Annotated in this window: 17 protein-coding genes, 1 tRNA gene and 2 pseudogenes; 11 read left to right on the top strand and 9 right to left on the bottom strand. The window is 70.6% G+C overall.

The features are described 5' to 3' along the window. A partial coding sequence (locus ABZZ20_RS09790; protein WP_356868579.1) for a zinc ribbon domain-containing protein occupies nt 1–402 on the top strand: 402 nt, incomplete at its 5' end. A gap of 75 nt (nt 403–477) precedes the next feature. Beyond that, a complete protein-coding gene (locus ABZZ20_RS09785) occupies nt 478–1,308 on the top strand; it encodes a hypothetical protein (RefSeq protein ID WP_356868577.1) in 831 nt (276 codons plus the stop codon). A gap of 94 nt (nt 1,309–1,402) precedes the next feature. On the opposite strand, the gene ABZZ20_RS09780 is transcribed toward ABZZ20_RS09785, so the two are convergent. Further along, nucleotides 1,403–3,352: an FAD-dependent oxidoreductase gene (locus tag ABZZ20_RS09780; protein ID WP_356868575.1), complete on the bottom strand. Its 1,950-nt coding sequence runs from the start codon at nt 3,350–3,352 to the stop codon at nt 1,403–1,405. Nucleotides 3,353–3,724: 372 nt separating this feature from the next. Here ABZZ20_RS09780 and ABZZ20_RS09775 point away from each other — a divergent pair, with 372 nt between their 5' ends. Further along, complete coding sequence (locus ABZZ20_RS09775) at nt 3,725–5,386, top strand: endo-1,3-alpha-glucanase family glycosylhydrolase (RefSeq protein WP_356868573.1); 1,662 nt, start codon at nt 3,725–3,727, stop codon at nt 5,384–5,386. Nucleotides 5,387–5,447: 61 nt separating this feature from the next. Beyond that, nucleotides 5,448–6,602 carry an aminotransferase class V-fold PLP-dependent enzyme gene (locus ABZZ20_RS09770; RefSeq protein ID WP_356868571.1) on the top strand — a complete coding sequence of 385 codons (1,155 nt, stop codon included), beginning with the start codon at nt 5,448–5,450 and terminating at the stop codon, nt 6,600–6,602. Here the strand turns inward: ABZZ20_RS09770 and cobF are convergent. Next, complete coding sequence (cobF, locus tag ABZZ20_RS09765; RefSeq protein ID WP_356868569.1) at nt 6,589–7,341, bottom strand: precorrin-6A synthase (deacetylating); 753 nt, start codon at nt 7,339–7,341, stop codon at nt 6,589–6,591. The genes ABZZ20_RS09770 and cobF overlap by 14 nt on opposite strands. An 18-nt stretch (nt 7,342–7,359) precedes the next feature. Between cobF and ABZZ20_RS09760 the strand changes: the two genes are divergently transcribed. Genes ABZZ20_RS09760 through ABZZ20_RS09745 form a run of 4 tightly spaced genes read left to right on the top strand, consistent with a single transcriptional unit; the run spans nt 7,360 to nt 10,641 of the window. Beyond that, entirely contained in the window at nt 7,360–8,115 is a 756-nt protein-coding gene (locus ABZZ20_RS09760; protein ID WP_356868567.1) for a (Fe-S)-binding protein, read from the top strand. Further along, nucleotides 8,112–9,587: a lactate utilization protein B gene (locus ABZZ20_RS09755; protein ID WP_356868565.1), complete on the top strand. Its 1,476-nt coding sequence runs from the start codon at nt 8,112–8,114 to the stop codon at nt 9,585–9,587. The genes ABZZ20_RS09760 and ABZZ20_RS09755 overlap by 4 nt, the downstream gene beginning before the upstream one ends. Next, on the top strand, nt 9,584–10,246 hold the full coding sequence (locus ABZZ20_RS09750) for an LUD domain-containing protein (RefSeq protein ID WP_356868563.1): 663 nt from the start codon (nt 9,584–9,586) through the stop codon (nt 10,244–10,246). The genes ABZZ20_RS09755 and ABZZ20_RS09750 overlap by 4 nt, the downstream gene beginning before the upstream one ends. 5 nt (nt 10,247–10,251) lie before the next feature. Beyond that, on the top strand, nt 10,252–10,641 hold the full coding sequence (locus ABZZ20_RS09745) for a VOC family protein (protein ID WP_356868561.1): 390 nt from the start codon (nt 10,252–10,254) through the stop codon (nt 10,639–10,641). A gap of 64 nt (nt 10,642–10,705) precedes the next feature. Here the strand turns inward: ABZZ20_RS09745 and ABZZ20_RS09740 are convergent, their stop codons facing one another. Next, complete coding sequence (locus ABZZ20_RS09740; protein ID WP_356868559.1) at nt 10,706–11,215, bottom strand: DUF309 domain-containing protein; 510 nt, start codon at nt 11,213–11,215, stop codon at nt 10,706–10,708. 108 nt (nt 11,216–11,323) lie between these two features. On the opposite strand from ABZZ20_RS09740, the gene ABZZ20_RS09735 reads away from it, so the two are divergent. Continuing rightward, nucleotides 11,324–11,397: transfer RNA gene (locus tag ABZZ20_RS09735), tRNA-Pro, on the top strand. A 99-nt stretch (nt 11,398–11,496) separates the two neighbouring features. On the opposite strand, the gene ABZZ20_RS09730 is transcribed toward ABZZ20_RS09735, so the two are convergent. Then, nucleotides 11,497–12,633 (bottom strand): site-specific integrase, encoded by a 1,137-nt coding sequence (locus tag ABZZ20_RS09730; protein WP_356868557.1) that lies wholly within the window; start codon nt 12,631–12,633, stop codon nt 11,497–11,499. Nucleotides 12,634–12,675: 42 nt separating this feature from the next. Next, entirely contained in the window at nt 12,676–12,993 is a 318-nt protein-coding gene (locus ABZZ20_RS09725) for a helix-turn-helix domain-containing protein (RefSeq protein ID WP_356868630.1), read from the bottom strand. A 451-nt stretch (nt 12,994–13,444) separates the two neighbouring features. On the opposite strand from ABZZ20_RS09725, the gene ABZZ20_RS09720 reads away from it, so the two are divergent. Then, complete coding sequence (locus ABZZ20_RS09720) at nt 13,445–13,756, top strand: hypothetical protein (protein WP_356868555.1); 312 nt, start codon at nt 13,445–13,447, stop codon at nt 13,754–13,756. Nucleotides 13,757–14,265: 509 nt separating this feature from the next. Here the strand turns inward: ABZZ20_RS09720 and ABZZ20_RS09715 are convergent. The 3 genes and pseudogenes from ABZZ20_RS09715 to ABZZ20_RS09705 all read right to left on the bottom strand — a co-directional run. After that, nucleotides 14,266–14,817: a hypothetical protein gene (locus ABZZ20_RS09715; protein ID WP_356868553.1), complete on the bottom strand. Its 552-nt coding sequence runs from the start codon at nt 14,815–14,817 to the stop codon at nt 14,266–14,268. Between the two features lie 76 nt (nt 14,818–14,893). Then, nucleotides 14,894–15,142, bottom strand: a complete 249-nt coding sequence (locus ABZZ20_RS09710; RefSeq protein ID WP_356868551.1) for an integrase core domain-containing protein — start codon at nt 15,140–15,142, stop codon at nt 14,894–14,896. A 222-nt stretch (nt 15,143–15,364) separates the two neighbouring features. Then, nucleotides 15,365–15,523, bottom strand: a pseudogene (locus tag ABZZ20_RS09705) (transposase); the annotation flags it as partial. Between the two features lie 68 nt (nt 15,524–15,591). Here ABZZ20_RS09705 and ABZZ20_RS09700 point away from each other — a divergent pair. Beyond that, nucleotides 15,592–15,756 (top strand): annotated as a pseudogene (locus ABZZ20_RS09700) (zinc ribbon domain-containing protein); the annotation flags it as partial. 838 nt (nt 15,757–16,594) lie between these two features. Here ABZZ20_RS09700 and ABZZ20_RS09695 read toward each other — a convergent pair. Next, nucleotides 16,595–17,227, bottom strand: coding sequence for a hypothetical protein (locus ABZZ20_RS09695; protein WP_356868549.1), 633 nt, complete (start codon nt 17,225–17,227; stop codon nt 16,595–16,597). Nucleotides 17,228–17,574: the final 347 nt, after the last annotated feature.

Raw genomic sequence — 17,574 nt, 5'->3', positions numbered from 1 at the left:
TACAAGACCCAGCGCCACGGTGGACGTCTGATCGTCGCCGACCGCTGGATGCCCTCCTCGAAGACCTGCTCCCGCTGCGGTGTGGTGAAAGCCAAGCTGCCCCTCGGCGTGCGTGTCTTCGAGTGCGACGCCTGCGGACTCGTCCTGGACCGGGACGCGAACGCAGGCCACAACCTGGCCGCCCTCGCGGCGGCCAACCGTACAACGGGTACCGGAGTGGCCGGAGACCCGGGCCCCGCACTGGTGGTGGTGCCGAAGCCTCGTGGAGCCAAGCAGAAGACCCGCACCGCCCGAGCCTGCAAGGGGACGGGCACGCGGGCGGCTGGCGCAACACCCCACCAGGGGACGGATGCGAGAGATCGTCGACAGGACACCAGGCGCGAGCAACTCGCGCTCTGGTGACACCGTCACGAACCTTCCGGGCGGAAACGCCCGGAATACTGAGAGTCACCGAGACTCGAAGCAACGGGAGAAGCGGTGGCGCGTCGTCACAACACGTCCTGCGCGGGAACCGGCTGCGTCGGGTACCTGCTGCTCAATGTCGTCGGACTCGTCGGATGCCTGCTCGCGCTCCCGGTGCTGCTGCCCGACCTGATGGCCGAGCAGACGCCGCCGCTGGAGGTGGCGGGCGCCGGCCAATGGGCCGTGATGTACGGCGTCCCGGTCGCCGTCGCGCTGGCGCTCGTCGCGATCGCCGGGCGGGGCGGGCGCTTCGTGTGGTGGTTGATCCTGGTGAGGACGGCGGTACTGCTCGCCGCCGTGGCCGTCGCCGTGCAGTCCGTACAGGGGCAGGTGGCCGATCAGCCCTGGAACGTACGGGCCGCGGCCGAGGGCGGGGCCGCCGGGCTGGCGGCCCTCGTCGTCCACCTGGGCGTGCGCCGGTGGGACCGGTCACACGGGGCGCGGCCCCGGCCGGGCGAGGTCTGGCTGGCGATGGTGCCGCTGCGGGAGGACCCGCAGGAGCAGCTGCGGCACTACTGCGTGGTGCTGGAGACCGGCCCAGGCGGCGCCCGGGTCGCCCAGATCACCAGCAAGGACAAGGACGGTCGGCGCGACCACATCCGGATCCCCAACCACGGGTGGGACGAGCTCTCGGGCCGTCCCCACTGGGTGGAGATCGGCCGCGAGCCGCGTGTGGTGCCCTACCGCGAGTTCCTCAAGTCCCGTCCGCAGGGCCGGTGCCCGGCAGGGGTCTGGGCCCAGCTCCGGGCCCGTCGCCCCGCGGGGGCGCTGGCAACCCCCGGGCGGGCGCCGAGGGCGTCCGTTCCACGGCTGCTGAAGCGGATCCTCGGCGCGTACCGCGGCTGAGCCCGCGGCGGCTCCCGGCGCGCCCAGCTTGTGCCCGGTCTGCGCCTGGCGTGCGCCCGGCCCGCGATCGACCGGCCGCGCCGGGGGGCGTCCCTCACTCGGCCAGGTGGACCTCCAGCGCAGTCCGCACGGCCGACTCCAACGCCCCCTCGATCCAGGCAGGCTTGACGGACGTGTGGCAGCCGGCGAAGTGCAGCCGGCCCTCGGGGCGGCGTACGTGCGGGAAGAGCTCGGTGTGCTGGCCGGGCAGCAGCACCGAGGCCTCGCCGTACGCGTACGGGTCGCGCATCCAGGACTGGGTCGCGCCGACGCCCGTGTAGAAGACCTCGATCCGCTGCCCGTACACCTCCTGCAGACCGGCCAGGGCCCTCGGGTACCGCTCGGCGTCCTCGAAGGCATCCCACTTCAGGGCGTCGTCCGCCCAGCTGTAGGAGGCCAGCACCACTCCGCCCGCGCTGCCCTCCACGGGGTGCGAGGGCTGGAACATGAACCGGTTCGCGTTGTCGGTGGTGGAACCGCCGCCGACCACGCCCGCGGCCTCCGGCTGGTCCCTGGCGACGGCCCGGCTGGCCGCGTAGTGCACGCGCTGCGCCTGCGTGACGTGACCCTTCGGGGTGGCCGGGTGGGCGCCCAGCAGCGAGCCGTCGCCGGGGGTCCGGCCCAGCTGGTAGTCGGCGTACAGGCCCTTGCGCACGGCCTCCAGCTCGCGCTTCCAGTCCGCCTCGGTGAACTCCCACCAGCGGCGGCTAAATTCGAGCAGCACCTTGGTCGCCGCGTCGTAGTGCAGTTCGGTGACCGCGCGCCGCTTGCCGTACGAGAGGGCCGGCGTGACCGGGATGTGCCGGAGCCCGGAGAAGGGCACGGTGATGATGGCGATGTCACCGGTGAAGGTCTGCCGCACCACCGGACGGCCGCCGCGGCCCTCGGAGACCGTCTCCACGGCGACCGACTTCTTCGCCGCATCCTGGGTGATCCGGGTGACGCGCCGGTCGAGCCGCACCAGGTCCTTGACCCGTTCGTACATGGCGTCGGCCAACGTGCCGGTTCCGCCGGGGAGTTCGAAGAAGGCGGTGTCCGGGCTGATCAGGGCGGAGGAGATGAAGGAGTGCAGGAAGGTGAGGTGGAGCCGGGAGGTCAGGTTCTCGACCGTCCCGATGAGATCGACGGTCCGCTCGTCGAGCTTGGCCTCGTCGGTGAGGTAGCGGTACATCGACATGTGTCCGTAGCGCTGGATCACCTGGGCCCAGCCCTCGACGAGTGCTCGGCCCTCCTTGCCGTCGACCAGTGTGCGTACGGGAGCGAGCGCGCCACGCACGATCTGCGCGGCGGGGACGGACTCGTAGGCGGCCGGAACCCCGAAAGAGCGGTTGACGGCGCGCGGGTCGCGGGCGTAGTCGGCGCGCCGCACCCGGGTGCCGTTGACGAGGATCCACGTGCGGTACGCGGGGCGGCCCGAGCCGTCCACATCGACGAGGTGGAAGCGGCGGCGCCGCAGCCCCAGGCTGTCCATGAGCCCGGTCACCAGCGGGTGACTGTCCGGGATCCGCATGGCGCCGGCTTCCGCGTACTGCTTGGGATCGGCGAAGGGCGCTGCCGCGCGCTCGTGGCCGCCCGCACGGAAGGTCTTGATCCGGCCGCCGACGCGGTTGCCGTTGGCCTCGATCACGGTGACCCGGTGGCCGGCCGAACGCAGCAGGTGGGCGGCGGTCAGGCCGGCCGGCCCGGCACCGATGACGAGGACCTTCTTGGGGGGCCTGCGGGACCGGGGCAGGCCGGACGTGAGCAGGACGTCGGTGTAGCGGGGCACCAGGGACTGGTCGTTGTCGTCCCGGACCAGGACGGCACGTGCCACCGACAGGCAGGTCTCCCAGTCGGCGGAGGGAGCCGCGGCGGGCGCGAGGTCCGGTGCGAGGGCGGGCGCGGTCGCGGAGGAGGCCGGGCCGGCGGTGGCCACCGCGCCGACCGCGGCGAGGGCACCCGCACCGGCTCCGGCGAGGAGGGTGCGTCGCGTGGGCGTACCGGGGGAGGGGGGTTCAATGATCATGGTTCTACCCTCGGGGCCCCGGGACGGGGCCGCGGACCGGACGCGCGTAGACCGGGCCGGAACCACTCGAAGGTGCGGCGGTCAACTCTGCGCTGACGCGCCGTGGTTGGAGCCGCCCCGGCCCACCGGGCCCGATTTGACGGAACCTCGGATTCGTCCCATTCGATGTGTGCTGTGACCGTTACTCCCGGCGTGCGCCGGGGGCGAACGCGACGCCCGCCGCACCGGCCCGGTGCGGTTGACGTAGCTCGCCTGGTCTCCCCGGTGTACGTGTCCCACCCCGCTCCTGCGAACGGTTGTCCGGGACCCGGTAATCGGCTCTACTGCTGTGCAGCCCCGCACTCGGGGCACGTTCCGGGGAGGGCATCCACGATGAGTTCGCACCGCCGCCGCGCGGGCTTCCGCGGCCGGCCGCTGCTGACGCTGCTGCTCGCCGGCTTCCTGCTCGTCGGCGTCTGCGCCGCCACCGGCATCGCCTGGGACCCCTTCACCGCAGGCTCCCGCCGGAACGACGCGGCTCCCCAGATCGGTGCGCCCTGGTCGGCCGGCCCCGACGCCGGCCCCGTACCCAGTGCCTCCGGCACCCCCGAACAGAGCCCCGCCACCAGCCCGAGCGGTGCGGTCCGGGGCAAGGACGACGCCCCGGGCGCGGGGGACCCCGGCGACCAACGGTCCGCGGGCGCCCTGCCCTTCGACATGCCCCAGCCAGCCGCCCTGCACACCGGCAGCGCGGGCAAGAAGCTCGTGTTCGCGCACTACTTCACCCCGTACCCCCTCTCGCTCGACAACGCGAGTGCGGACGCCGACTACTACACCCGCAACTACCTCAACCCGGACGGCGAGAACGGCAAGCACGAACGGTACGGCGGCCTGCTGCGCGACCGGCCGCTACCCGTCCGACCCAAGGACGGAAACTGGGAACTCGCCAACCTCCGCCAAGAGGTGCGCACCGCCCGTGCCGCCGGTCTCGACGGGTTCACGCTCGACCTGCTCTCCCTCTCCGGGCAGAACTGGGACCGGGCCAACCTCCTGATGGAGGCCGCCCGTTCGGTCGACCCGGCCTTCAAGATCATGCTGATGCCGGACATGACCTCGCTGAAGACCGACGACCCCGGCACCCTCGCCGAAGCCCTCGCGGCCCTCGGCAAGGCCCCCGCGGCGCACCGGCTCGGCGACGGTCGGCTCGTCGTCTCCCCGTTCAAGGCGGAGGCCAAGGACGTCGCCTGGTGGACACGGGTCCTCGACCTGCTGAAGTCCCGGTACGGCATCCGGACCGCCTTCGTCCCGACGTTCCTCGACTTCGACGCCAACAGCGCACGGTTCGCGCCGATCAGCCACGGGTTCTCAGAGTGGGGCAGCCGCAGCTACGTCGGCCAGGAGGGCGCCACGCGCGACGTGCAGCGGGCCCACGGCATGGGCAAGATCTGGATGCAGCCGGTCTCCGTCCAGGACGCCCGCCCCAACCAGGGCATCTACGACGAGGCCGGGAACACCGCCACCCTGCGCTCCACCTGGACCCACGCCATCGACGACGGCGCCGACTGGGTGCAACTCACCACCTGGAACGACTACTCCGAGGGCAGCCAGTTCGCACCCTCCCTGCACAACGGCTACGCCTACCTGGACCTGACCTCCTACTACCTGACCAAGTTCAAGACGGGCAGCTGGCCGAAGATCGTCCGCGACACGCTGTACGTCTCCGCCCGCACCCAGTTCGCCGCCGCCGACCCCACCGAGCAGTCGCTACTGATGTCCCCGCGCAAGGGCAGCGCCGCGCCCCGCGACACGGTGGAAGTGCTCAGCTTCCTGACGGCCCCGGCGGCCGTCCGTACGACGGTGGGCCCGGCCGAGGACACGCACCAGGCGCCGGCCGGCGTCCACAGCGAACTGTTGCCGCTGCGACCGGGCACCAGCTCTGCGGTGGTGGTGCGCGACGGACGGACCGGCGCGGAGGTGGAACTGCCCTACCCGGTGGACCACAAGATGGCGATCCAGGACCTGCAGTATTACGCCGTCACCAGCGGGCGGGGCTAGGCCGCGGCGGCGCTTCGCGCGATGATGCGCAGGACAGCCGCGCCGCACCCACGGAGGTCCCGTGACCCAGTCGATGCCGATACGCCCCGTCGAGTTCCCCGGCGGGCGGGCCCTGTTCCGGCTCGATCCCGCTGTTGCCCATCTGAACCACGGTTCCTTCGGGGCGGTACCAATTCCGGTCCAGGAGGTCCAGGCCGCGGTGCGGGCGGAGGTCCACGAGGATCCGGACGCCTTCTTCGTCGGCGTGGCGGAGCGGATCGAGGCGGCCCGCGCCCGGATCGCCGGACACCTCGGCGCCGCACCCGAAGGCATCGCCTTCATCTCCAACGCCACCGAGGGTGCCAACCTCGCCCTCGACGCCCTCCCGCTCGCCGACGGTGACGAGATCCTCGTCACCGACCACGGCTACGGCACCGTCGTCGCGGCCGCCGCCCGGCGCGCCCGGATCACCACCGTGTCGCTGGACCCGAACCTCCCCGACGAGGAGGCCGTGCGCGAGGCCGTGCTCGCCGGTCTGACGCCCCGTACGAGGGTGGCGGTGCTCGACCACATCAGCTCGCCCACCGCCCGACCGATCGCCACGCCGCAGTTGCTCGCCGACCTGGCCGAGCGCGGGATCACCACCGTGGTCGACGGGGCCCACGCCCCCGGCATGGTCGCCGACCCCCTCGCCGGGGGCGCCGACTTCTGGTTCGGGAACCTGCACAAATGGGGCTACGCCCCCTCTGGCAGCGCCGTCCTCGCCGTCGCCCCGGAACACCGCGGCCGGGTCCGGGCACTGGTCCCCTCCTGGGAGGATGCGCACGGCTTCCCGCGCTCCGTCGAGAACCGCGCCACCGCCGACTACACCGGCTGGCTCGCCGCCCCCGAAGGCCTGGACCTCCTCGACCGGCTCGACGCCGCCAAGGTGCGGGCCCACAACAGCACCCTCGCGGCCTACGGCGCCGCCCTGCTCGCCGAGGTCCCCGGGCTCACCCCGCTCCCGTACAGCGAGGGTCTCGCCATGCGCGCCCTGCGACTGCCGCCCGGCACCGCCGAGACCCCCGGGGACGCCCGCGTGCTGCGCGAGCGGATCGCCGCGCAGGAGGGCATCCGGGTACTGGTCTGGCCCTGGCCGGGAGGTGGCGGCATCCGCGTCTGCGGGCAGATCTACAACCGACCCGAGGAGTACGAACGCCTCGCCGCCCGGCTCCCGGCCCACCTCACGGGCGCCTGAGCAGGTACGTGTCCATGATCCAACCCTTGCGTGCGCGGGCCTCGGTCCGCAGCTCCTCGATCCGGCCGGCGACCTCCGCCAGCTTCCCCGAGACCAGGATCTCGTCCGGGGTGCCAACGTAGGCGCCCCAGTAGATGAACAGGTCCTGGTCCAGGTGGGCGGTGAAGGCGTGCCGCGCGTCCAGCATCACCACCACGTCGTCCACGTCCTGCGGCCAGCCCTCGGCCAGCCGCCGCCCGGTGGTGATCTGGACGGGCCGACCGACCCGGTTCAGGTTGGTCCGGTGCCGGGCCAGCAGCGAGGAGATGCTGCTGATGCCCGGCACCACCTCGTGCTCGAACGCCACCCGGCCCCGCTCCAGCACCTCGTCGAGGATGGCGAGGGTGGAGTCGTACAGCGAGGGGTCGCCCCACACCAGGAAGGCGCCGGTCTCGCCGTCCGCCAGATCCTCGGCGATGAACCGCTCGAAGATCTCGGCCCGCGCGCTGCGCCAGCCGTCCACCGTCGGTGCGTACCGGTCCGGGGTGCGGTCCCGGTCCGGGTCGCGGCCCTCCACGAGCCGGTGGCCGGGGCGGGCGTGCTCGTCGAGCATCGCGCGCCGCAGCCCGGTCAGATCCGCCTTCTCCTCGCCCTTCTCCAGGATGAGGAATGCGTCCGCCGCGCCGATCGCCCTGACCGCCTGGAGGGTCAGGTGGTCAGGGTCGCCCGCGCCTATGCCGATCACTGAGAACTTCTTCACCCGGCTATTCTGCCCGTCATGCGCGCAGCCCTGTTCGTCACCTGCGTCAACGACGCCCTGTACCCCCGGACCGGCATCGCCGTCGTGCGCCTGCTGGAGCGGCTCGGTGTCGGCGTGGACTTTCCGGCGGCCCAGAGCTGCTGCGGTCAGCCGCAGTACAACACCGGCTACCGGCGCGAGAGCGAACCGCTGCTGCGGCGTACGGCAGAGGCCTTCGCGGGCCACCCGTACGTGGTCACCCCGTCGGGTTCCTGCGCCGCGATGATCCGCTCCCACTATCCGCGCATCGGCCGGCAGGCGGAGCGCGAGGGGCGGGGGCCCGAGCTGGCGGCGCTGGCCGAGGAGCTCGCACCGCGCGTCTACGAGCTCACCGAATTCCTGGTGGACGTCCTCGGAGTGACCGATGTGGGCGCCTACTTCCCGCACACCGTCACCTACCACCCCTCCTGCCACGGTCTGCGCGGGCTCGGGCTCGGGGACCGCCCGCGGCGGCTGCTCACCGCGGTCAAGGGCCTGGACCTCGTCGAGCTGCCCGGCGCGCAGGAGTGCTGCGGCTTCGGGGGCACCTTCGCCGTGAAGAACCCGGACGTATCGACGGCCATGGGCACAGACAAGGTCGCCGACGCAGTGAGGACGGGCGCGGACGTGCTCTGCGGAGCCGACAATTCCTGCCTGGCCCACCTCGACGGCATCCTGCGCCGCGCCGGCACCCCGCTGCGGGCCCTGCACCTCGCGGAGATCTTGGCCTCGACGGAGGAGGAACCCCTGCGATGACGGGCACGTTCATCGGAATGCCGGCCTTCCCGGAGGCGGCGCGCAAGGCCCTGGGCGACGAGGTGCTGCGCGCCAACCTCCGCCACGCCACCCACACCATCCGCGACAAACGGGCCCGGGCGGTCACCGAGCTGGCCGACTGGGACCGGCTGCGCGCGGCGGGCAAGGCCGTCAAGGACCACACGCTGCGCCACCTCGACCACCACCTGCTCCAGCTGGAGCAATCCGTGACCGCCGCGGGCGGCACGGTCCACTGGGCGGTCGACGCACAGGAGGCCAATCGGATCGTCACCGATCTGGTCCTGGCCACGGGCGAGCGCGAGGTGGTCAAGGTCAAGTCCATGGCCACCCAGGAGATCGGCCTCAACGAGGCCCTCGAAGCAGCGGGGATCGCCGCGTACGAGACGGACCTCGCCGAACTGATCGTCCAACTCGGTCACGACCGCCCGTCCCACATCCTCGTCCCGGCCATCCACCGCAACCGGGCCGAGATCCGGGAGGTCTTCGCCGAGGAGATGGGCCGCTGGGGCCGACCCGCGCCGGACGGGCTCGGCGACGACCCCCGCGAGCTCGCCGAAGCCGCCCGCCTCCACCTGCGCGAGAAGTTCCTGCGCGCCAAAGTCGCCGTGTCCGGCGCCAACTTCATGGTCGCGGAGACCGGCACGATGGTCGTCCTCGAATCGGAGGGCAACGGCCGGATGTGCCTGACGCTGCCCGAAACCCTGATCTCGGTCGTGGGCATCGAGAAGGTGGTGCCGACCTTCCGGGACCTCGAAATCTTCCTCCAAACGCTGCCGCGCTCCTCCACGGCCGAGCGGATGAATCCGTACACGACGATGTGGACCGGCATCACCGAAGGCGACGGACCCTCCGCATTCCACCTCGTCCTCCTCGACAACGGCCGCACCGACACCCTCGCCGACGAGGTGGGCCGCCAGGCCCTGCGCTGCATCCGCTGCTCCGCCTGCCTCAACGTCTGCCCGGTCTACGAACGCGCTGGAGGCCACGCCTACGGCTCCGTCTACCCCGGACCGATCGGCGCCATCCTGAGCCCCCAACTACGGGGAACCGGCAGCGAGATCGACGCCTCGCTGCCCTACGCGTCCACCCTGTGCGGGGCCTGCTACGAGGTCTGCCCGGTCGCCATCGACATCCCCGAGGTCCTCGTCCACCTGCGCGAACGGGTGGCGCAGGGCGGCCCGGTCACCCGCGAGGGCATCCGCGTACGGATCCGCCCCGCCCGCGGCCACGCCGCCGAACGGGCTGCCCTGCGCGCGGCCCGGCTGCTGCTGGACCACCCGGGCGCGCTGCGCGCGGGGGAGCGGCTGCTGGCCCGGGCCCGCCGGTTGCGACCGCGCGGACTGCCGGGGCCGGGACGGGCCTGGACCGACGGACGGGAGCTGCCGGAGTTCCCGGCGGAGCCGTTCCGCGACTGGTGGGCCCGCGAGCGGGAAGGAGGGGCACGGGCATGAGCAGCAAGGACCGCATCCTGGGCCGCATCCGCCGGGCGGTGGCGGCGGGCCCCGAGGCGGACGTCCCCCGGGATGTCGCCGTCAGGGACGTCCCCCGGGACTACCTCGCCGTACACGGCGATCGCACACCCACCGAAACCGTCGACATGCTGGCCGCCCACCTCGCCGAGTACCGGGCGAAGGTCCACCGCACCGACGAGGCCGGCATCGCAGCGCTCCTGATGCGGCTGCTGGCCGCCCGGGGCGCACGGACGGTACTCGTACCGCCCGGCCTGCCCGCGCACTGGCTCGGCCGGACGGACGCCACCCCGATCCAGGACCGCATCGAGTCCACCCCGTACGAACTGGACGCCGTGGACAGCGTGGTGACCGGCTGCGCCCTGGCCATCGCCGAGACGGGAACCCTCGTCCTCGACGGCGGCCCCGCGCAGGGCCGTCGCCGCATCACCCTGGTGCCGGACCACCACGTCTGCGTGGTCCGGGTCCCGGACCAGGTGGTCGGCTCGGTTCCGCAGGCGCTGCCCCTGCTCGACCCGACCCGGCCGCTGACCTGGATCTCCGGTCCCTCCGCCACCAGCGACATCGAACTCGACCGGGTGGAAGGCGTGCACGGCCCCCGCACCCTAGAGGTGGTCCTACTGAGCGGACCCGCACAATGAGGGTCATGTCCGCACACATCGCCCTCACCGCACTGGTCGTCCACGAGTACGACGAGGCCATCGACTTCTACACCCGCGCCCTCGGCTTCGACCTCGTCGAGGACACCCCGCGCCCCGACGGCTCCCGCTGGGTCGTGGTCCGCCCGCGGGGCGCCACCGAGTCCGCGCTGCTGCTGGCCCGCGCCAAGGACGCGGCCCAGCGCGCCCGGGTCGGAGACCAGACGGGCGGCCGGGTCGGCTTCTTCCTGTACACCGACGACTTCACCCGGGACCACGCCCGGATGACCGCCGAGGGGGTGCGCTTCCTGGAGGAGCCGCGCCACGAGGCATACGGCTCGGTGGCGGTCTTCGAGGACCTCTACGGCAACCGCTGGGACCTCCTCCAGCCCGCATAGCCCGCATAGCCCGCATAGGCCGCTGCCTGCTAGGACGGCTCGGGCGGTCGCTCCCGCCCGCCGGTCAGGCGGGGCCCGGAGGGTCTGGCGGGGAGACGAGCCGCGGGGCTTCGGCCGCCGCGTCGACCGCCGCACCGTCCTCCACCCGCCGGGCCAACTCCCGGGCCCAGCGGACCAGGCCCGGCACGTCGATCCCGTGCGGGGACCACGGCCCGCCCGCCGGATCCGGCCCGGCCAGGGCATCGGCCCCGCGCCGCAACAGGCGGGCCCCGCCGACGGCATTCCCGCGCGCTGCGTGCGTGAGCCCGACAGCCAGCTGCGCGAGGGCGCGCCACAGGGCGGCCTCGGCCGGGGGCCCGGACTTCCAGGCGTCCTCGAACACCTCGTGCGCGTGAAACGGCATCCCCGCGGCCAGCAGCCGCTGCGCCTCAGCCACCGTCTCCGCGGGCGTCCGCACGACCCCTTCGGGCTGCCGCTCCACGCCGGGCTCCCCGTAGGGCAGGGGCCGCCCCAACCCGTCCCTGGGCCGCGCGCTGCGCGCCCGCCCCTCACCGTCCCGATCCCGTACGTTCACCCCGCCATCCTCCCTCCCGACGGAAACCGGTGCATGCGCACCCCTCGACGTGGGGTAATGTTCTGCATGTGCCGGCGGGACGGGGAAAACCCCAGATCGCGAGCACAACGGGACGTGGCGCAGCTTGGTAGCGCACTTGACTGGGGGTCAAGGGGTCGCAGGTTCAAATCCTGTCGTCCCGACTCGAAAGAGTCGAAGATCAGGGGCCGTTTTGGAGCAATCCAAAACGGCCCCTTGATCGTTTTTGGGGACCAGTTGGGGACCAGGACGGTCAGTGCGGGTCAGATTGCGGTGACGGCCGTGACTGGCAGCGAACGAGGTGCACGGAGCACCATGAGGTGCGCAGACAGCGCGGCACCAGCTGCGGTGATCTGGCCGGCGTCGGGGTGCAGGTAGCGCTGAGTGGTGGTCAGCGAGTCGTGCCCGGCGATCTTGCGTAGGACGTGAAGTGGCACGCCGGCGTCGGCGAACCAGGTCAGTCCGGTGTGGCGCAGGTCGTGCCGTCGGAGGTGTTCGAAGCCGAGTTCCGTGACGACGTCGTCCCAGTGAGTGGCGTCGCGCAGGACCGCGGTGGAGATGCGACCGCCACGCGGTCCGAAGAAGATCCGGGCATCGGGGTCCTTGCCGACGACCAGCAGCCGCTGGGCAACCATCGGCCGTACTTCTTCGATGAGGGGTACCTTGCGGGCGCGCTTTCCCTTGGTGGCCTTGTCGACGAGCCCGCCTTGGGCGGGGGTGGTCTGCCGTCGTACGGTCCAGATCCAGTTGTCGGTGTCGATGTCCTTGACGCGGACTCCGGAGACTTCGCCGATGCGTGCTGCTGTGGATGCGGCGAAGGTGACGACGTCGCCCCAGCCCTGGTATTGGCCGTATGAGCGAGCGACCAGGGCTTTGGCGAGGGCCTGGAGGGTCTCCCAGTCCGGCAGGGCCAGCGCACGTGGGTCGTTCAGTTCGTCCTCGACCTGCTGGTACTGGCGCTGCCAGCCGCTGACCCGGGCGGGGTTGACCTTGATGAGCCCGTCGCGAACGGCCTGCTCCATGACACGCACGAGGACGGCGATGGTGTTCTTCACGGTGGAGCGGCTGAGCTCGTCTGCGATCCACCGGTAGACGGTGCGGTCCACGGCACCGTTGGTGATCACCCGAACCGGCAGGTGCCCGAGGGAGGGTACGACGGGTACGACGCGCAGACGCCAACCGGCCATATAGGGGTCGAGCGTCTTGAGTTCCAGCCCTCGAAGCGCGAGGTCCATGTTCGCGGTGCCGTAGTCGGCCAGCGGCATGGTGGCAAGCGACGGGTTGATGCCGGCCTGGGCGGCCTCGACCAGGGCCGAGATCCACTGCTGAGCTTCGTCCTCGGTCTCCTTGGCCTCGGAGATGGACTTGCGGGACTTGGTCTCGGGGTCCCACCAGCGCACGCGTGCCGGTAGGGCGAAGGACGATTGGGCCGGTACTCGACATCAGCGGTGAGACGGACCCCGATCGGAACGGCTTCGACAGCGGCGGTGGGTGTCGCTATGGCCATGTCGGGCCGCCTGTTCGGGATCGACACGGCGACTGCGCAGCCAGTGTTCGACGTCAATCGCGCTGTAGAGGGTGACGCGATCGGACACAGGGACGTACGGCGGCCCTTGTGGAGGGCGAGCTGTGCGCCAGCGCCGGAGCGTGGAGGGGGCGACATTCAAGATGCCCGCGAGCTCGTCAGTCGTGAGCCATTGGCCGGTGACCAGTTCGGGTGAAACACTTCGTCCGCTATTCGCGGATTCCTGGAGTGACATGAGGTCCTTGCGGCGGCACATAATGCCGCTTGGGAGAGTCTCTGCAAGAGGCAGGTCGGTCACGCTCTCCTGGACGGAGTAAGGGTGGGACGACGGCCGGGCCGACTACCTGAGGCTGCTGGCCCTGGGTGCATCTCCCAGTCTGGCGTCCCAGGTCCTGTTCGATGGTGCCGGGCAGGCCAACACGTGGCGCAGCGAGCAGCCGACTTTCGCCGCCGCGTGCGACGCGGTGGCCGTCGCGACCGTGAAGCGGGCGGAGCGCCGTCTCCCGTTTCACGCCGGAGCGGCGCCGGCAGTTTCTGGAGTACCTGCGGGCCGGGATGGCGACCACGAAGGCCGCGGCCGAGGTCGGCATTACGACAGCGACGGTCTACCAGCGGGCCGCCGCGATCCCGGCTTCGCCGAAGCCATGGGCCGGGCCACCGCCACCCGCAGCACCCTCGCATTCGGGATGCGATTCAACGGGATGGCGGGCATGGTGGAAGAGAGGCATGTGCTGCCCTCAAGCTGGTTCGAGATGATATCGCCTTGGGGCCGTGGTGGTCGTGGTGGTAGTAAGCGGATGCACAGCCATCAGACCATTGAGGGCGAGCCGGACAGCAACACAGCGCCGCAACTGCACCGCCTCTATGCAACAACAGAGAAGAAGGTGCCACCGCCGTGGAAGTACGGCGTACTGGGCCCACCAGGAAATTCCGCTCTCGAAGGCCCTGCCAACTTCCTGCGCAGACACCAGCAGCCGCTCAATCGTCAGGCAAAGTGACCAGAGCGGGAGTCGAGTAGGTTTAGTGCTACTTGAACCTCTCAATGCGGGGTGGAGAATTCTCGACGAGGGCACCCGGTTACTGAGGCTCAGATCAGACGAGTTCCAGCCGAGCAGGCTTTTCCGTCGACTGCCTGAAGGGGCCTCAAGTGCTGCCTTGCCTGACCGGTTGGGTGATGGCGCAGTTTCGAGAGGAGACGTCCATGAAAGGCAAGATCGCATTGAGTGTCGCCGTGATAGTCGCGCTAGGAGGAGGAATGGCTGGGGCCACCGTCACCTCAGCTTCCGCCGTCTCCGACCCGAAGTGTCGGGTGAGCGGAAGCACGCTGACGGGAGAGAACTTCGCTGCGAGTCGGACGTTCACCGTCTCGCCTGGCGGAACGTCTGTGCACTCCTCTTCTGCCGGTCGCATCGGACCGATCACCGTTACGGGCCCGGGCCCGTTCTCCGTAGGTTCTGTGGCTTGCATCGGCTCTGCGGCGTCGAACTCGGCAAAAGCAGCCGCTGCCCTAAAGGCCGGAACGGCCGCAGCGCAAGCGGCGGTGCAGAGAGGTGCCCCCCCGCAGGTGGTGAAGGCAGAGGCAAGAGCAGCGACAGAAGCCGCGGGGAAACGCCTCGGCGTGTCGCAAACGACCATAATTCAAATCGTCAATCAAATTAGCCAGCAGCAGCAGCAACAGCAGCAGAACCCGCAACAGCAGCAGCAGCAGCAGCAGCAACAGCAGCAACAGCAACAGCAACAGCAGCAACAGCAACAGCAACAGCAGCAACAGCAACAGCAGCAGCAACAGCAACAGCAACAGCAACAGCAACAGCAGCAGCAGAACCCGCAACAGCAGCAACAGCAACAGCAGCAGCAGCAGCAGCAGCAACAACAGCAGCAGCAACAGCAGCAGCAGCAGCAACAGCAGCAACAGCAGCAACAGCAGCAGCAGCAACAGCAGCAACAGCAACAGCAACAGCAACAGCAACAGCAGCAATAACCCGGCGCGGTCGCCGGGACTTATCGCACCGGCCGCTTCACCAAGGTGTCCCGGCTCGCGAAACTCTTGCGTGCCCACCCCCGCCGACCGCGGCCCCGGCCAGCCGCGGCGGCCCGGCACCTGGAGTGACCCCTCAGGTCCCGACACTTCCGTTTTATGCCGCGAGGTCCAGCCGTTGATGGCAGCGGACCCTCGCCTGGTACGGCATGGTGTAGCCGATGGTCGAGTGGATCCGCTCCCGGTTGTAATGTTCAGCGATCCACCGGAAAACGTCCTGTCGAGCCTGCGCTCGGGTTCCCCAGACGGTCGTACCGATCTCTGCTTTCAGGACGGCGAAGAAGCTCTCCGCAGCGGCGTTGTCGAAGCATAAACCGGTGCGTCCGGTGCTCTGCCGAATGTTCAACCCGCTTAGCAGGGCACGGAATTGATCTGCTTGACCCTGTGGGCGTTCCGGTGCTCGTCGACGAAACGGAAGCGGATCACCGTGTCGTCTCCCGTGCGAAACAGGCGGCGGCCTTCCGGCGGATCTCGTTGTCCTCCTTCAGCCGGGCGTTCTCCCGCCGCAGACGCTTGAGCTCTTCTTTCTCGTCAGGGGGCATGCCGGCGTCGGCCCCGCCGTCCTCGCCTGAGTGCGGGCCCGGTCCTCGCGGACCCACTTGCGCAGGGTCTCCAGATGAATGCCCAGGCCGTGGGCGATATCGGTTAGGGAACGGTCCGGCGAGGAACGCACGAGGTCCACCGCGTCCCGCTTGAACCCTTCGGGATAGTTCTTCCGCTCTGCCACCTTGGATCACTTCCCCTGAATGACGAAACATCCAGCGTCCAGGTGTCGGAATTTCGGGGGTCACTCCATCCCGGACCTGCCCCGCCTGTGGGCGCGTCTCAGCGGAGAACCGCACCATTCAGGAGAAGTTCCACTGCGTCGCCTGCGGCCACCCGGCGCACGCTGACACGGTGGGCGCGATCAACGTTTTGAACCGGGCCGGGCTGGTCCGCTGCGACGCCGACCCGGCGTAACAGGAAGCCCCGTCACTTATGGCGGGGAGGAGTCACGAGAGAGATCAGACGGCGGGCCTGCGTGTAGTAGTCGGGAACGGGTTGGGGCACTGCAGGCAGCCCCCCGGGGTGGAGCACCGAGCCGCTCGCTCCCTGCCACAGCGGTACGTCCATGCCGGCCAGAGGGGCCGAGTGGAACGTCGCGTGCGGTTGGAAGGGGTACCTCGTCCTGTGCTGTAACGCTCGCGGACACGTACGTGCGCTCCTGCCCTTGGGACGTCGAATGTGTGCCACACCGGCCTGTCGTAGGCCCGAGGGCTGCGGCGTGGCTTTCGTCGATCGAGTAACGGAAACCTGCGTACACCGAGACCGGACTGCCTGCGCCGCCTGTCGCATCACGATGCCAGGTCGCCCGCGAGAGTGAGAAGCGTCATAATTGGGCTGGATGAGCCTCCAGCCGGACTTGGAGGACCGGTCCGGAAGTCCGAGCCATGCAGCGCGAGCCCGGACGTTCGGGCCTGCCGGGTGGCACCTCGGGGCGGCAGCTGGTTGGGGACCACTTGGGGACCAGTGCCGCTGCCCGCGGGTGCACGGAACGGGCATCTGTGCACGCTGGGCGCCCTCAAATAGGGCCACCTGTCCTGATTCTGATACTGGAGTAGCTATCTGGGGGTCAAGGGGTCGCAGGTTCAAATCCTGTCGTCCCGACTTTACGGAGTCGTAGCGAGGGGCCGTTTCAGAGAGATCTGAAACGGCCCCTCGGTCTTTTCCCTCGGCGAGGTGCGCCGCCCGCCCCCGGGGTGCCGTCCCGGGGCCTGCGGTCCGGCGGTGGCGGAGGAGGGCGTGCGGGCGGTTCCTGTCAGCGGGGGCGGGCCGCAGCCTCCGCGAAGAGGGCCGCGTGGGGCCGGTGGGTGGCGAGGACGGCCACCCAGGAGCCGTCGGTGAACACGATGTCCATGCGCCCCTTCTGGAGTACCCTCGTGGGGTTGGCGCGCAATGCGGCCACGGCCGAACGCGGCGCTTCCCAGCACTGCTCCAGCGCGGGCGTCATCCGCCACAGCGGCGAGACGTCGCTCAGGCCGAACCAGCGCCGGTCGGTGACGGCGAGTACCCCGGTGGCCGAGCCGCGGGCGCTCGCGCGGGCGATGAGGAACCGTGCAGCCGCGCTCTGCCAGTCGCCCTCCATGCTCTTGCCGTGCATCAGCCGTGTGCCGAGACGGTCCACCAGGTCCGGTGCGCGGTCGATCGCGTCCGCGACGGCGGCGGGCTTCGAGCGGCGGGGGTCGAGCACCCCGCCGCCTTCGAGCAGTGGCCGCAGGGAGCGGGGGGCCCGTTCTGCGATCTGCCGGACGAGCGGTGAGGGGGCCGGCGGGGCGATCAGGGACTCGGGTGGCTGCGGAACGCCGGGACCGAGCTCGTAGGCGCAGGCGGCGACGAGTTGCTCGCCCGGGTGCAGGAACTGCCGGGCCTGGTCGCGTCTTTCCTGGTTCACCGCGTGTGCATCCGTTCCGTCGTGGGACCGTTGGGCCGCCGGCCGTGTCCGACCGAAGGCGATTGTCCCCCCGGGGCGCGGGTCCGGAGGTGCTCGGGGTGCGGAGGACAGGTGGCGGGAATTAGCCGATCCGTGGGGAAGGGCGTGACACCGTCGAGAGGGTTGCTGCGCAGGCGGCGGGCGTGCGCGGGCCGTGCGGTCCGGTGCGGGGCGCGGTGTGCGGTCGGCACAGTGCCCCTATGTGTTTCGGCCACATCCCACATCGCCAACCCGCTTGCTGTGTCCGGATCATGACCTGCTGTCAAGGGGGCGCGCTGATAGACGCTAAGATTCCGGGCCGTTGTCCT

Origin of the sequence: Streptomyces sp. NPDC006430, assembly GCF_040612395.1 — a bacterium.
Taxonomy (GTDB): Bacteria; Actinomycetota; Actinomycetes; order Streptomycetales; family Streptomycetaceae; genus Streptomyces.
The sequence above is the reverse complement of the archived record's forward strand: the minus strand, read 5'-3'. Positions and strand labels throughout refer to the sequence as shown.